The sequence below is a fragment of the Methylobacterium sp. Leaf123 genome, assembly GCF_001423405.1.
Lineage (GTDB): Bacteria > Pseudomonadota > Alphaproteobacteria > Rhizobiales > Beijerinckiaceae > Methylobacterium.
Window position 1 is genome coordinate 204,219 of record NZ_LMNS01000034.1, and the last position, 13,089, is coordinate 217,307.

12 protein-coding genes are annotated in these 13,089 nt (G+C 66.2%); 5 read left to right on the forward strand and 7 right to left on the reverse strand.

Annotation, left to right across the window (positions count from 1 at the left end; all coding sequences use genetic code 11):
• Positions 1-28 precede the first annotated feature (28 nt).
• The 6 genes from ASF53_RS16875 to moaB all read right to left on the reverse strand — a co-directional run bounded on the left by ASF53_RS16875 (position 29) and on the right by moaB (position 5,878).
• The gene (locus tag ASF53_RS16875) at positions 29-790 is read right to left on the reverse strand and encodes an HAD-IA family hydrolase (protein ID WP_056200819.1); all 762 of its coding nucleotides are present in this window, start codon (positions 788-790) and stop codon (positions 29-31) included.
• Complete coding sequence (gene rpe / locus ASF53_RS16880; protein ID WP_056200822.1) at positions 784-1,467, reverse strand: ribulose-phosphate 3-epimerase; 684 nt, start codon at positions 1,465-1,467, stop codon at positions 784-786. The genes ASF53_RS16875 and rpe overlap by 7 nt, the downstream gene beginning before the upstream one ends.
• A 189-nt stretch (positions 1,468-1,656) precedes the next feature.
• On the reverse strand, positions 1,657-2,271 hold the full coding sequence (locus ASF53_RS16885) for a GNAT family N-acetyltransferase (protein WP_056200825.1): 615 nt from the start codon (positions 2,269-2,271) through the stop codon (positions 1,657-1,659).
• A complete protein-coding gene (locus ASF53_RS16890) occupies positions 2,271-4,616 on the reverse strand; it encodes an Orn/Lys/Arg family decarboxylase (protein ID WP_056200827.1) in 2,346 nt (781 codons plus the stop codon). Before ASF53_RS16890 ends, ASF53_RS16885 begins: the two co-directional genes overlap by 1 nt.
• Positions 4,617-4,700: 84 nt before the next feature.
• Positions 4,701-5,063: a TonB family protein gene (locus ASF53_RS16895; protein WP_056201040.1), complete on the reverse strand. Its 363-nt coding sequence runs from the start codon at positions 5,061-5,063 to the stop codon at positions 4,701-4,703.
• A 257-nt stretch (positions 5,064-5,320) separates the two neighbouring features.
• Positions 5,321-5,878 carry a molybdenum cofactor biosynthesis protein B gene (gene moaB, locus ASF53_RS16900; protein ID WP_056200830.1) on the reverse strand — a complete coding sequence of 186 codons (558 nt, stop codon included), beginning with the start codon at positions 5,876-5,878 and terminating at the stop codon, positions 5,321-5,323.
• 162 nt (positions 5,879-6,040) lie between these two features.
• Here moaB and purB point away from each other — a divergent pair, with 162 nt between their 5' ends.
• The 5 genes from purB (at position 6,041) to ASF53_RS16925 (ending at position 11,652) form a co-directional block, all read left to right on the forward strand.
• Complete coding sequence (purB, locus tag ASF53_RS16905; protein ID WP_056200834.1) at positions 6,041-7,348, forward strand: adenylosuccinate lyase; 1,308 nt, start codon at positions 6,041-6,043, stop codon at positions 7,346-7,348.
• Between the two features lie 58 nt (positions 7,349-7,406).
• The gene (locus tag ASF53_RS16910; protein WP_056200837.1) at positions 7,407-8,264 is read left to right on the forward strand and encodes a D-amino-acid transaminase; all 858 of its coding nucleotides are present in this window, start codon (positions 7,407-7,409) and stop codon (positions 8,262-8,264) included.
• A gap of 71 nt (positions 8,265-8,335) precedes the next feature.
• Complete coding sequence (locus tag ASF53_RS16915) at positions 8,336-8,653, forward strand: hypothetical protein (RefSeq protein ID WP_056200840.1); 318 nt, start codon at positions 8,336-8,338, stop codon at positions 8,651-8,653.
• 186 nt (positions 8,654-8,839) lie between these two features.
• The gene (locus ASF53_RS16920; protein WP_056200843.1) at positions 8,840-10,132 is read left to right on the forward strand and encodes an adenylosuccinate synthase; all 1,293 of its coding nucleotides are present in this window, start codon (positions 8,840-8,842) and stop codon (positions 10,130-10,132) included.
• A 41-nt stretch (positions 10,133-10,173) separates the two neighbouring features.
• Positions 10,174-11,652 carry a hypothetical protein gene (locus ASF53_RS16925; RefSeq protein ID WP_056200847.1) on the forward strand — a complete coding sequence of 493 codons (1,479 nt, stop codon included), beginning with the start codon at positions 10,174-10,176 and terminating at the stop codon, positions 11,650-11,652.
• A 58-nt stretch (positions 11,653-11,710) separates the two neighbouring features.
• Here the strand turns inward: ASF53_RS16925 and ASF53_RS25160 are convergent, their stop codons facing one another.
• Positions 11,711-12,967 carry an AAA family ATPase gene (locus tag ASF53_RS25160; protein ID WP_082482784.1) on the reverse strand — a complete coding sequence of 419 codons (1,257 nt, stop codon included), beginning with the start codon at positions 12,965-12,967 and terminating at the stop codon, positions 11,711-11,713.
• Positions 12,968-13,089: the final 122 nt, after the last annotated feature.

The following is a 13,089-nucleotide window of genomic DNA, read 5'->3' on the forward strand; positions in this document are numbered from 1 at the left end:
TCGGTGACGAGGGCGCGATAACGGCCGATCAGGCCGCGCCGTGCAGGTGCCCCGCATGCCACTGGCGCAGGGCGTCGAGGGTGACGACGCCGTCCGGCCAGGCATGGCCCTGGAGGTGGCTGTGCGGCGCGTCCGGCTCGCCGAGATCGGAGACGGCGGAGAAGGCGCCGTCGAGCCGGTGGCTCTGCGTGTAGCGGCTGCGGGTGGCGAGCACCGGCAGGCCGGCGGCGAGCGCCGAGCGGATGCCGGCCGCCGAATCCTCGAAAGCGATGGCCTCGGACGGATCGATGCCGAGGCGGTGGACGGCGAGCGCGAAGATATCGGGAGCGGGCTTCTTCTGCGCCGCCTCGTCGCCGGCGGCGATCACGTCGAAGGGCTGCGCATCGGGCGGGAAATTGAGCCGGAGCAGGAGATCGATGTTCGGCCGGCTGGTGGTGGTCGCTACCGCCAGCCGCACGTTCTGCGCCCGCGCCTCCTCCACGAGACGCCGCACGCCGGGGCGGAGCGAGAGGCCGCCGCTTTCCGCCAACTCGCCGTAATGGCGCGTCTTGAGATCGTGGATCTCCGGCATCCGGCGCTTCAGCGCCTGCGCCTCCTCGGGGTGGTATCGCTCGATGTAGTGGACGAGCCGCTCCTTGCCGCCCATCACCTTGAGCAGTTCGGCGTAAAACTCCGGCGACCAGTGCCAGGGCAGGCCGAGGGCGCGAAACGCCCGGTTGAAGCCCTGGCGGTGGAGGTCTTCGGTCTCGGCGAGCGTCCCGTCGACGTCGAAGATCAGCGCCTTCAGCATCGCACGCCGTCCCGCCCGGTGGCCGCCTGGGCCGCCTCGCGGATCGCCGCGACGTTCTTTTCGTACTGGGTCGGCCCGCCCTTGAAGGCGGCCGAGCCGGCCACGAGGATGTTGGCGCCGGCGCTCGCCGCGGGCCCGGCGGTCTCCGGGGTGATGCCGCCATCGACCGAGATGTCGATGGAGCGGCCCGCCGTCATCGCCTTGACGCGCGCGACGGTCTCCAGGGACGAGTGGATGAAGCTCTGGCCGCCAAAGCCGGGATTGACCGTCATCACCAGCACGAGATCGACCATGTCGAGCAGCGGCTCGATGGCGGAGGCCAGCGTGCCGGGGTTGAGCGCGACGCCCGCGCGCTTGCCGAGGCCGCGGATCGTCTGGAGCGAGCGGTGAATGTGCGGCCCCGCCTCGACATGGACCGTGATCGCATCCGCGCCGGCCTCGGCGAAGGCGGCGAGGTAGGGGTCGGCCGGGGCGATCATCAGGTGGACGTCGAAGACCTTGTCGGTCCAGGGCCGCAACGCCTTCACCACCGCCGGGCCGAAGCTGATGTTGGGCACGAAATGCCCGTCCATCACGTCGAGATGGATCCAGTCGGCGCCGGCTTGCGCGATCGCCCGCGTCTCCTCACCGAGCTTGGAGAAGTCGGCGGCGAGGATCGAGGGTGCGAGAAGGGTCATGGAACGGCTCGAAGCGAACACGGTGCCGCCCTGCGAAAACCGCGGGCAGCCCTGGGAGGGAGAAGCGTCCTGCAATCGATCTAATGCATCGGACGGAAAGTTGCGCGTTGGCTTCACGCAAAAAAGCCGGCGCTGTTTGGGCAGGCCGGCCTTCGTCACCGATTTCGCCGAGCCGGCTCGGCCCGAACGTCAGGATGTCGAGGACAACCGGAAGGCGCGCGTCCGCTCCGGGCGCTGCCAGGCGAAGGGCTGGTCGTCCGCCCCGGTGCCAAGCGGACATTGCACGATGACGCTGTCGCTCCAGCGCCCGTACTTGTAGCCGATCGCCGGAAGATAACCGACGCGGGCGAACCCGCAGGCCTCGTGCAGGCGCAGGGAGGCCTCGTTGCTCGCGTCGATATAGCCGATCATCTGCCGGTAGCCGCCCGCGGCGCAGGCCTCGATCAGCGCCGGCAGAAGCCGGCGCCCGATGCCCGCGTGCAGGTGGTCGGGGTGCACGTAGATCGAGTGCTTGAGGGCGTAGCGGTAGGCCGGACGCTTGCGGAACGGAACCGCATAGGCATAGCCGGCGATCTGCCCACCCCGCTCGGCGACGAGATGGGGCAGTCGCTTGCTGCGCATGGTTTTGCGCCGCCGCCGCAGTTCGTCGGGCAGCAGGCGTTCCTCCTCGAAGTCGCCGGTATCGCCGACGCCTTTGCGGATGTGGCGCTCGTAGATCGCGATCATCGCCGCCACATCGGCATCCGACGAGGGCCGGATCACCACCTCCGCGTGAGCCGAAATCGCCGCCGCGCCCTCCGCCATCAGGCGCCCTCGCGCAGGACGTAGGTGTGGAAGCGGATGCGCCCGTCCGGGTCGGTCTCGCGGTAGACGCCCTGAATCTCGGCCTCGAAGCCGGGGAACAGGTTGGCGGCGGCCTCGAACATCTTGAAATAGTCGAGCATGGGCTTGGCCCGCTCGTCGAGGCGCTCGCCGGGCAACACCGTGCCGATGCCGGGCGGATAGACCAGCATCAGGGTCGTGGCGACACGCCCCTCGGCTTCCGCGATCGGCACGTAATCGACCCGGTTGCGGGTCAGCATCTGCGCGGCGGCCTTGGGCGCCATCACCATCTCCGGCAGGTGCTCGGGCATGAACTGCTTGCGCTGGAGCGCCGAGGTGCCCGATTCGCGGTGGAAGGCGTGGTAATCGGCGCACAGATCGCGCAGACGCACGCCGCGGTAGCGCTTGGGCCGGCGCGCCACGAATTCCGGCATCGCCTCTTCGAGCGGCACGTTGTCGTCGTGCAGGCGCTTGAAGGCGACGAGGCCGGAGATGAGCGTGCCGGCCTTCGAGGATTCGACGCCCGGCGTCAGCAGGAAGAGCAGCGAGTTGAGGTCGTTCTTCTCCGGGACGATCCGGTTCTCACGCAGGTATTGCGCGACGATCGGCGCCGGCACGCCGTGCTCGGTATAGGCACCGGTCTTCCGGTCGAAGCCGGGCGTGAGCACGGTGAGCTTGTTGGGGTCGGTGATGGCGAAGCCCGGCGCGACATGGGTGAAGCCGTGCCACGCCGCGCCCGGCGTCAGCTCCCAGTAGCGGGCGTCGGCGGCCAGGGCGTCGGTCGGCACGGATTCCCACGGGATTTCCGTGCCGTCGGGCCCCTTCACCACGTCGGGCACGAAGGGGTCGAAGAACCAGCGCCGCTTCGGGTCGGCCTCGCGCTCCTCGAACTCCTTGCGGATGGCGCGGGCCTTCTTGCGCCACTCGATGCCGAGGCGGATCGTGTCGTCCCATAGCACCACGCCGGAGCGGCCCTTCATCATCTGCGCGCCGACATCGAGCGAGGCGAAGATCGGGTAAAACGGCGAGGTCGAGGCGTGGACGAGGAAGCTCTCGTTCAGGCGCTTGTGCTCGACCCGCCGGGTCTGGCCGCGGATATGCCCGTCGCGGGTGTGGATCTGCGAGGCCTGGCTGAAACTGGCGAGCTGCTTGTGGGTCGATTGCGTGGCGATGATGCCCGGCGACGTCTCGTCGAGCCCGGTCAGGCCCATGGCGAAGCGGCGCTGGTAGAGCGGGTGGAACTTCATGAAGCCCGCCCAGGCCTCGTCGAACAGGATGTAGTCGCACAGATGGCCGATGCGCTCGACGATCGCCTGCGCGTCGTAGATCGTGCCGTCATAGGTGCATTGCTCGATCACGGCGCAGCGGAACGGGCGCTCCCGGCGCCACGCCTCCTTGTCCTTCACGAGCGGATTGTCGCGGATCTTTTCGCGGATGCGACCCTCGTCCAGGGCCTCGTGGTAAATCGGGCCGATCAGACCGTAAGCATTACGGTCCGTTTCCAAGAAAATCGGGATGCCGCCGGCCAGCAGCAGCGCGCCGTGATGGGCGGCCTTGTGGTTGTTGCGGTCGAACAGGACGAGATCGTCCTCGGCGACCAGCGAGCCCAGCACGACCTTGTTCGAGGCCGAGGTGCCGTTGAGGACGAAGTAGGTCTTCTCCGCCCCGAAGATCTTGGCGGCTTCCTTCTGCGCCTTGAGCGCGGGCCCCTCGTGGGTCAGCAGGTCGCCGAGATCGAGCACCGAGTTGTCGAGGTCGTCGCGAAAAATCGCCTCGCCGAGATGCTCGACGAAGATGCGGCCGATGGGCGAGCGGTTGTAGAAGATGCCGCCGTTATGGCCGGGGCAGGTCCAGAGCTGGTTGCCCTCCTCGGCGTAATCGACCAGCGCGCCGAAAAACGGCGTCTTCAGCGTGTCGGCATATTGCGTCACGCGGGAAACGAGGCCGCGGGCGATGAATTCGGGCGTCTCCTCGGCCAGGAAGATGTAGCCGTCGATGAAGTCGAGCAGCTCGACCGGGATATCCTCCAGCCGCTTGCGGCGGACCATGATCACGATCGGCATTTCCAGGCCGCGCTTGCGCATCATGTCGATGAGCGCGGCGGCCTTGCCCTCGAGTCCGCGCTTGCCCCAATCGACCACGAGGCAGCCGACGGCGGAGTCGGTCTGCACCGCGATCGAGGCATCCTCGACGCGCCGCGCCCGCACCACCTCGAAGCCGCGCTTCTCCACCGCCGCGACGATCTGATCGACGCGCGCGCCCTCCAGATCATCCGGATCGAAGGCGGGGGTGCACATCAGCACGGTGAAACGGCGGTGAAAATCCATGGAGCGCGGCTCTTCTCACGAACGGAAACCCAGCCTTTCCGGCCCATCCGCGACGATTCGATGACAGGACGGCGATTGGCGCCGTCAGCGCAGCGTCAGGGGAAAGCTGAGTTCGGTAAAACCTTCGAGGGTCAGCAACCCGGCAGGCGGGGGTGGAAAGGGTGCGGCCGCTTGCACGGCGCGGGCGGCGCGCTCGCCGAGCGCCACCGGCCCCTCTTCCAGCACGATCCCACCGAGCGTGCCATCCGCTTCTATCCGCACCCGAACCGTGACCTGCCCGCCCCGCCCCGGGGCTGCGGCGCGATCCGCCGTCCCGATGCGGTTGACGATTCCGGCGACCCAGGCCTTGGCCCGCGCATCGACCCGCGGCGCGGCGGAGGCCGGCACGAGCGGCGCGCTCAGCATCAGCGCCGCGAGCAGAAGGGGCCGAACGGGAAGCGGGAGCAAGGACAGCGACTCCGTGAACAAGAAGGGCGCACGCGGCGCCGTCTTCGGGGGATACCCGCCCTGGCTCAATGCAGTGGCTCGAAGCCCGGCCGTCCCGGATCGTAACGCCACCCGCGATGCGAAGTGCCGCCAAATGACGGTGCCGCCGCGTATTTTTGGCTCACGTCAGCGTGGGCCCGCTCAGCCGATCCGGCGGACGCACCGCGCCTACGCGGAGAGCGTTGCGAGCCCGCGTCACGTCGCGGACGGCGGGCGCCTCAGATCGTCGCGGCGGCGCCCCGGCGCAGATGCTCGTCGAGGCGCGGCATGATCTCGACGAAGTTGCAGGGGCGGTGGCGGTAATCGAGCTGGCTCGCGAGGATGCCGTCCCAGGCGTCCTTGCAGGCGCCGGGCGAGCCCGGCAGCACGAAGATATAGGTCGCCCCGGCTACCCCGGCGGTCGCCCGCGACTGCAGGGTCGAGGTGCCGATCTTGTCGTAGGAGATCCGGTGGAACACCGCCGAGAAGCCGTCCATCCGCTTCTCGAACAGTGGCTCGATCGCCTCCGGCGTCACGTCGCGCCCGGTGAAGCCGGTGCCGCCGGTGGTGAGGATCACGTCGATGCGGGGATCATGAATCCAGCCCTCGACCTTCTCGCGAATCGCCACGATCTCGTCCGGGACGATGTCCCGTTCCGCGAGCCGGTGCCCGGCTCCCGTGATCCGCGCGGCGAGGGTATCGCCGGAGCGGTCATCGGCGAGCACACGGGTGTCGGACACCGTCAGCACGGCGATGGCGAGGGGGATGAAGGCGCGGGGCGTCGGCTCGCTGGTCATGCTGCCGATGTTGTCCCGTGGCGGCAGTGGGTCAACCGTCGCGTGACGTCGCGGGGGAGCCATGCACATCCCGGCGGGGCAACGCGTTGAGGCGCCGGGCCGCGCCGTGCTACGCGCGGAGCGATTTCGCGAGATCGCGACACGTCCGAGGCGCTGAAAACGATGATCCCCCGCTACTCCCGTCCCGAGATGACCGCAATCTGGTCGCCGGAGAGCCGGTTCCGGATCTGGTTCGAGATCGAGGCTCACGCCACCACGGCTCTGGCCAATATCGGCGTCGTACCGAAAGAGGCCGCCGAGAAGGTCTGGGAGAAGGGCCGCGACGCGGTCTTCGACGTCGGGCGCATCGACGCGATCGAGGCGGTGACGAAGCACGACGTCATCGCCTTCCTCACGCATCTGGCCGAGATCGTCGGGCCGGAGGCGCGCTTCGTCCACCAGGGCATGACCTCGTCGGACGTGCTCGACACCTGCCTCAATGTGCAGCTCACTCAAGCCGCCGACATCCTCATCAAGGATCTCGACGCGCTGCTCGCCGCGCTGAAGCGGCGCGCCTTCGAGCACAAGCTCACCCCCACCATCGGCCGCTCGCACGGCATCCATGCCGAGCCCGTCACCTTCGGCCTCAAGCTCGCCCAGGCCTATGCCGAGTTCGCGAGAGCGAAGGACCGGCTCATCGCCGCCCGCAAAGAGGTCGCGACCTGTGCGATCTCGGGGGCGGTCGGCACCTTCGCCAATATCGACCCGCGGGTGGAGGAATACGTCGCCGAGCAGATGGGCCTCGCACCGGAGCCGGTCTCGACCCAGGTGATCCCGCGCGACCGCCACGCCATGTTCTTCGCCGTGCTCGGAGTGATCGCCAGCTCCATGGAGCGGCTCGCGACGGAAGTGCGCCACCTGCAGCGCACGGAAGTGCTGGAGGCCGAAGAATTCTTCTCCGATGGGCAGAAGGGTTCTTCCGCCATGCCCCATAAGCGCAACCCGGTGCTGACGGAGAACATCACCGGGCTGGCGCGCATGGTGCGCGGTTACGTGACCCCGGCGCTGGAGAACGTCGCGCTCTGGCACGAGCGGGACATCTCGCATTCCTCCGTCGAGCGGATGATCGGCCCGGACGCGACGGTGACCCTCGACTTCGCGCTCGCCCGCCTCACCGGCGTGATCGACAAGCTGCTGATCTACCCCGAGCAGATGCAGAAGAACCTCGACCGGCTCGGCGGCCTCGTCCACTCGCAGCGGGTGCTGCTGGCGCTGACGCAGGGCGGTGTCTCGCGGGAGGACGCCTACCGGCTGGTCCAGCGCAACGCGATGCCCGTCTGGCGCGGCGAGGGCGATTTCCTCACGCTGCTCAAGGCCGACCCGGAGGTGACCGCCGTGCTGAAGCCGGAACAGATCGAAGAGTGCTTCGATCTCGGCTACCACCTCAAACACGTCGACACGATTTTTTCGCGCGTGTTCGGGGAAGCCTGATCCGTCCTGCACGGAATCTGCTTCGCGCTTCGCCGACGACGAACGATCGAGTAAAGCCATGAGCCGCACCGCCTACCTGAACGGCGAATTCCTGCCCCTGGACAAAGCCCGCGTGCCGGTGATGGACCGTGGCTTCCTGTTCGCCGACGGGATCTACGAGGTCGCCGCCGTGCTGCACGGCCGGCTCGTGGACAATGCCGGGCATCTCGCCCGGCTCGACCGCTCGCTCTCCGAGATCGGTATTCGCAACCCGCACACCGCTGAAGAGTGGGAGCGGCTGGAAACGGAACTCGTCGCGAAGAACGGCGTGCGCGAGGGTCTCGTCTATTTCCAGGTGACGCGGGGCGTGGCCGAGCGCGACTTCTCGTTTCCGAAGGGGGATGTGGCCCCGACCGTTCTGATGTTCACGCAGGAGAAATCCATCGTGAACAACCCGATGGCCGAGACCGGCGCGCGGGCGATCACCGTGCCGGACCTCCGCTGGAAGCGGCGGGACATCAAGTCGGTGGCGCTTCTCGCCCAGGTTCTCGCCAAGCAGCAAGCCTCGGAAGCCGGCGTCGCCGAGGCCTTCATGGTCGAGGACGGCGTCGTGACGGAGGGGTCGTCCTCGACTGTCTTCATCGTCACCAAGGGCGGCGCCCTGGTGACGCGCCCGCTCTCCCATGCGGTGCTGCCCGGCATCACCCGCAAGGCGGTGCTGGCGCTGGCGGAAGAGACCGGCCTCAGCTTCGAGGAGCGGCTCATCAACGCTCGCGAGCTGCCCGAGGCGGCAGAAGCTTTCTACACCTCGGCCTCGGCCTTCGTGATGCCGGTGGTGGAAATCGACGGCAAACCCCTCGGCGACGGACGGCCCGGCCCGGTGGCGCGGCGGTTGCGCGAATTGTACTTCGCCTTCGCCGAGCGGTCGGAGGCTTAAGCTGGGCCTGGCCTGACAGGAACGCGAGGGCGCGCGTACCCGTTGGTTCCCAAAGGACCACTGAGGACGCAATGACCCTATCCAAGAATGCGGTACGCGCTGCCGCCCTGCTCGTCACGCTCGCGAGCGGCGCGGCCTTCGCCCAGGATCCGTCGGTGCCGCTGCGCGGGCAGGACAGCGACCCGAAGCTGCCCGCTCCCCAGGAGCAGGTGCCGGAACGGGTCAGGCCCGAAAGCGGCAATTCCGGCGCGACGCTGAGCGAGAAGCTCGAGAAATCCGACGGCGTGATCAAGCCGCCCGCCGGCGTCGATCCCGAAATCAAGACGATCGCGCCCGAGCCGACGCCGAACTCGACCCCCGTGATCAAGCCGCCGGGCAACGCCAAATAACCCGAGACCACACATCAGCCATGCGGAGCGGTCCCCAGTCGTAACGGGCCGCTTCGCTTGACCTGCCTGCCCAGATCGCCGAAGACGCGCCCGTATGCCCGATCCCCGACCCGATGGCCGGGGTTTTCGCGCGTGGCGCAACCGCTTGGCGCCCGCGCCCGCGAGTTCGAGACAGGTCAGACGCGCATGGCGAACGTCGTCGTCGTAGGCGCCCAGTGGGGCGACGAGGGCAAGGGCAAGATCGTCGACTGGCTCTCGGAGCAGGCCGACGTCGTCGTCCGCTTCCAGGGCGGTCACAATGCCGGCCACACGCTCGTGGTCGGCGAGGCCGTCTACAAGCTCTCCCTGCTGCCCTCCGGCGTGGTCCGCCCGAACACGCTCGGCGTGATCGGCAACGGCGTGGTGCTCGACCCCTACGCGCTCGCCTCCGAGATCGACCGGCTCGCCAGCCAGGGCGTGACGGTGACGCGCGAGAACCTGCGCGTGGCCGACAACGCCACCCTGATCCTCTCGCTCCACCGCGAACTCGACGCGCTGCGCGAGGAAGGGGCGCCGGGCACCAAGATCGGCACGACCAAGCGCGGCATCGGCCCGGCCTACGAGGACAAGGTCGGCCGCCGGGCGATCCGCCTGATGGATCTGGCCGAACCCGAGACCCTGCCGCCGAAGATCGAGCGGCTGCTCGCCCACCACAACGCCCTGCGCCGCGGCTTCGAACTCGAGGAAATCTCCGAGCAGACGATCCTCGATGAGCTTACGGGGATCGCCGAGCGGGTGCTGCCGTATCAGGACACCGTCTGGCGCCTGCTCGACGACGCGCGCCGGGGCGGCAAGCGCATCCTGTTCGAGGGCGCGCAGGGCGCGCTGCTCGACGTCGATCACGGCACCTACCCGTTCGTCACCTCCTCCAACACGGTGGCGGGACAGGCGGCGACCGGTTCGGGCCTCGGCCCGCGGGCGATCGGCTACGTGCTCGGCATCGCCAAGGCCTACACCACCCGCGTCGGCGAGGGCCCGTTCCCGACCGAGCTGCACGACGAGATCGGCCAGCGCATCGGCGAGCGCGGCCACGAATTCGGCACCGTCACCGGGCGCAAGCGCCGCTGCGGCTGGTTCGATGCCTGCCTCGTGCGCCAGACCGTGAAGACCTCGGGCATCGACGGCATCGCCCTGACCAAGCTCGACGTGCTCGACGGCTTCGACGAGATCCGGGTCTGCACCGCCTACGACATCGACGGGCAGCGCTTCGACCATCTCCCCGCGAGCCAGGCGGCGCAGCAGCGCGCGGTTCCGGTCTACGAGACGATCCCCGGCTGGAGCGGCACCACGGCGGGCGCCCGCTCCTGGGCCGACCTGCCGGCGCAGGCGATCAAGTATGTGCGCCGGATCGAGGAGCTGATCGGCGCGCCGGTGGCGCTGCTCTCCACCTCGCCGGAGCGCGACGACACCATCCTCATGCACAACCCCTTCGAGGATTAAAGTCCCGGAACGACGGGGAGAGACAGGCAGATCCGGGCACGATGGCCGACTATTATCCGTTGCTGGCACGCGCGCTCGACGCCCTGCCCGACCGCTCCCCGGCCCTGCGCCGGGCGGTCTACGACCGTGCACGCAGTGCGCTGATCGCGCAGCTCCGCTCGCTCGACCCGCCGGTGCCGGAAGCGGACATCGACCTCGAACGCAAGGCGCTCGATACGGCGATCGGCCGCCTGGAGGCGGAATACGAGGCGCCGCCCGCGGCAGTGACGATGCCGGCCGAGGAGCCTGCGGCCGCCGCTCCGGAGGCGCCCCCTCCCCCGCCGCCCGAACCGACACGGCCCGAGCCGCTCTCACCCGGCCCCCTGCCGCCAACGCTGCCGGAGCCGGAGCCGCCGCAGAACTCCGACGAGCCGCTGGTTCTGCCGCCGGCCTCGATGCTCGCCGGGATCGGATCGGACACCGGACCGACCGAGCCGAAACCGCCGGCCGAAACGGTGCCCTTCATGCCGCCGCCCCGCCGGTCGAAGACCGATGAGGCAGCGAAACCCGCGCCGGAGATAACGGACGGCTTCATCCCGCCGGTGGCCGAACCTGAGCCGGCCTCCGTCGCGTCCGAGGCCGATGCGGGCACCGATCCGGTCGCGTCCGAGACGAATGCTGCCGGCGAGGCGGGCAATGGCCGCCAGCGCCCGCGCATCGACGTGGTGACGCCGCCCGAGGGGCGTTCGCGCCTGCTGCGCAACCTGTTCGTCGGCGGCGTGCTCGCGGCGGTGATTGGGTTGATCGCGGTGGCGGCCTTCTTCCTGCGCGACCAGCCCTCCGATCTCCAGCAGAACGCGGCCGAGCAGGCGACCCCGGCCGAGCAGCCGGACGCGAAATTCGCGGATCGGGTCGGCGCCGAGCGCAATGAGGCTGAGGCACGGCCGAAGCCGGCTGTTCCCGGCGCCGCTCCGGCTCAGCCCGAGGTGACCGTCTCGCAGCGGGCGATCCTCTACGAGGAGAACCAGAGCGACACCCGCGCACAGCCGAACGCCACCAACGGCCATACGGTCTGGCGGCTGGAAGCGGTGAACGGCGAACAGGGCGAGCCCTTGCAGACGGTGCTCCGCGTCAACGTGGAGTTCCCGGAGGCGGGGCTGACGCTGGCGATGACCATGCGCAAGAATCGGGATGCGACGCTGCCCGCGTCTCACACCGTCGAACTCGCCTTCACCAACAACGCGGAGGCAGGTGCCAAGCGCGCGGTGCAGAATATCGGGCTGCTCCAGCTCAAGGACGAGGAGGCTTCCCGCGGCTCCCCGGTCTCGGGCCTGCCGGTGCGGGTGCGCGAGAACCTGTTCCTGATCGGCCTGTCGTCGCTGAAGAGCGACGTGGACCGCAACACCGAGCTGCTGCTGCACAAGAACTGGTTCGATCTGGCCCTGACCTACGCGGACGGCCAGCGGGCGGTCATCAGCTTCGAGAAGGGCGCGGCCGGCACCCAGGCCCTGCAAAGCGCCTTCGCGCAGTGGCGCGACTGACACAGAAAAGCCGGCCCTTATCTTTAGGGCCGGCCACTATTCCTAGCCGTGCATCATACTATTTGATTTCACCGTATGACAACTTTTCGACTCTCTCGTTTGGTGTTTTTCTGAGCATCGTTCTTAAGCACATCCTGTATTTAGGACTTGCAAACCTATAGGCATCGCCTTTTGGAGTTCGACGTATCAACGGATTATCACCCGAAGATAGCTCCGAAAGATTTCCCGCAATATTCAATCCGACACCCATCGAACTTTTAGAAAATTCGCACCTGAGTATTTTTTCTATATCGGTATACTTAAAATTCTCCGCGTCACATAGCCCCAAACTATACAGTATCTGATTTCGCCGACCAGCTTTCGTATCTCGTGCGTTCATTCTTCCTTCTATCACGGCATAATCAGCGCTAAGGGTTTGAGCTAGCCACTCGCTCTCAGCATGTCTTACAACCGAATCACTAATTGTCTGCTCGTTTTCCTCGGCAAAATGGGCAACCGCCAGACAATATTCATGCATATGCTGCGCGATTCTATCTGTCTTCCAACATGCCTGCTTATAAAAATCCTCTTTGTCCACCCCAAAACTATATCGCAATTTACGTTCAAATCCACGCTGCATAAGCGACCTAGCTTCGTCATTCGAAAGCCGTGCCACCTCAGGTATTTCTACAACTCTGTTAGCAATTGTTGTTATGTTTTTTGACGCTCTCACCAAGTACTGCTTTATGTCAGTGGGAACACCGACTATACACAATTTTATTTGGTATTGCGAAATATCATCGTCATCGAGCAAAATTATCGTATCAGAAATAGACTTAAGTATTGACGAGCTGTCGATGACTTGCTCAAGATTTTCATAAACCAATACTGCTATTTTGCTTCCGGCCTTATCTCTAATATTCGATAGAAGCGTCTCAAACGCCCCCTTTTGGCCAATTGTGCTTTTCTTCGCCCCGGACTTATCTACACCAACGCCCCCTGGCGTTACCTTGACGGAACCACTTCGAGTGATTTCACTTGGCGTCTCCAAACCAAGTCTGTCATTTTTGTCCTTAAATGCGGCGTCAAGTGATCCTTTTAGGGATGCATTGGACAAATTTATGGACTCATAAACCGCACCTTCAGCTTCAAATACTCCCTTATAAAGCCAAGTTTTGCCACTACCGCTTTCTCCACTTACAATTATATTTTTCGTACCACGCAGCGCGTTTATCAGCGATCTCTCAAGAGACGACCTATTTATGTACATATCAGGGTTTATATTCGGGGATCTCGGGGTAAATACCTTATCAGGCGATGGGCGCGAGAAAAACATCTGTTTCCTAACTTAAAATTTGAAATTGAATAACTAGGCTATACGATCGCGCGAATGGCGGCATAAAGCAAATCACTGCTTCCAGCGCCATTCTAGCCAACAAACCACAAAGTCAGCATGCT

Bases quoted from the DNA above. Each gene is read 5' to 3' on its own strand.
- ASF53_RS16875 (WP_056200819.1), bottom strand. From the start codon at position 790: ATGCTGAAGGCGCTGATCTTCGACGTCGACGGGACGCTCGCCGAGACC.
- rpe (WP_056200822.1), bottom strand. From the start codon at position 1,467: ATGACCCTTCTCGCACCCTCGATCCTCGCCGCCGACTTCTCCAAGCTC.
- ASF53_RS16885 (WP_056200825.1), bottom strand. From the start codon at position 2,271: ATGGCGGAGGGCGCGGCGGCGATTTCGGCTCACGCGGAGGTGGTGATC.
- ASF53_RS16890 (WP_056200827.1), bottom strand. From the start codon at position 4,616: ATGGATTTTCACCGCCGTTTCACCGTGCTGATGTGCACCCCCGCCTTC.
- moaB (WP_056200830.1), bottom strand. From the start codon at position 5,878: ATGACCAGCGAGCCGACGCCCCGCGCCTTCATCCCCCTCGCCATCGCC.
- purB (WP_056200834.1), top strand. From the start codon at position 6,041: ATGATCCCCCGCTACTCCCGTCCCGAGATGACCGCAATCTGGTCGCCG.
- ASF53_RS16910 (WP_056200837.1), top strand. From the start codon at position 7,407: ATGAGCCGCACCGCCTACCTGAACGGCGAATTCCTGCCCCTGGACAAA.
- ASF53_RS16915 (WP_056200840.1), top strand. From the start codon at position 8,336: ATGACCCTATCCAAGAATGCGGTACGCGCTGCCGCCCTGCTCGTCACG.
- ASF53_RS16920 (WP_056200843.1), top strand. From the start codon at position 8,840: ATGGCGAACGTCGTCGTCGTAGGCGCCCAGTGGGGCGACGAGGGCAAG.
- ASF53_RS16925 (WP_056200847.1), top strand. From the start codon at position 10,174: ATGGCCGACTATTATCCGTTGCTGGCACGCGCGCTCGACGCCCTGCCC.
- ASF53_RS25160 (WP_082482784.1), bottom strand. From the start codon at position 12,967: ATGTTTTTCTCGCGCCCATCGCCTGATAAGGTATTTACCCCGAGATCC.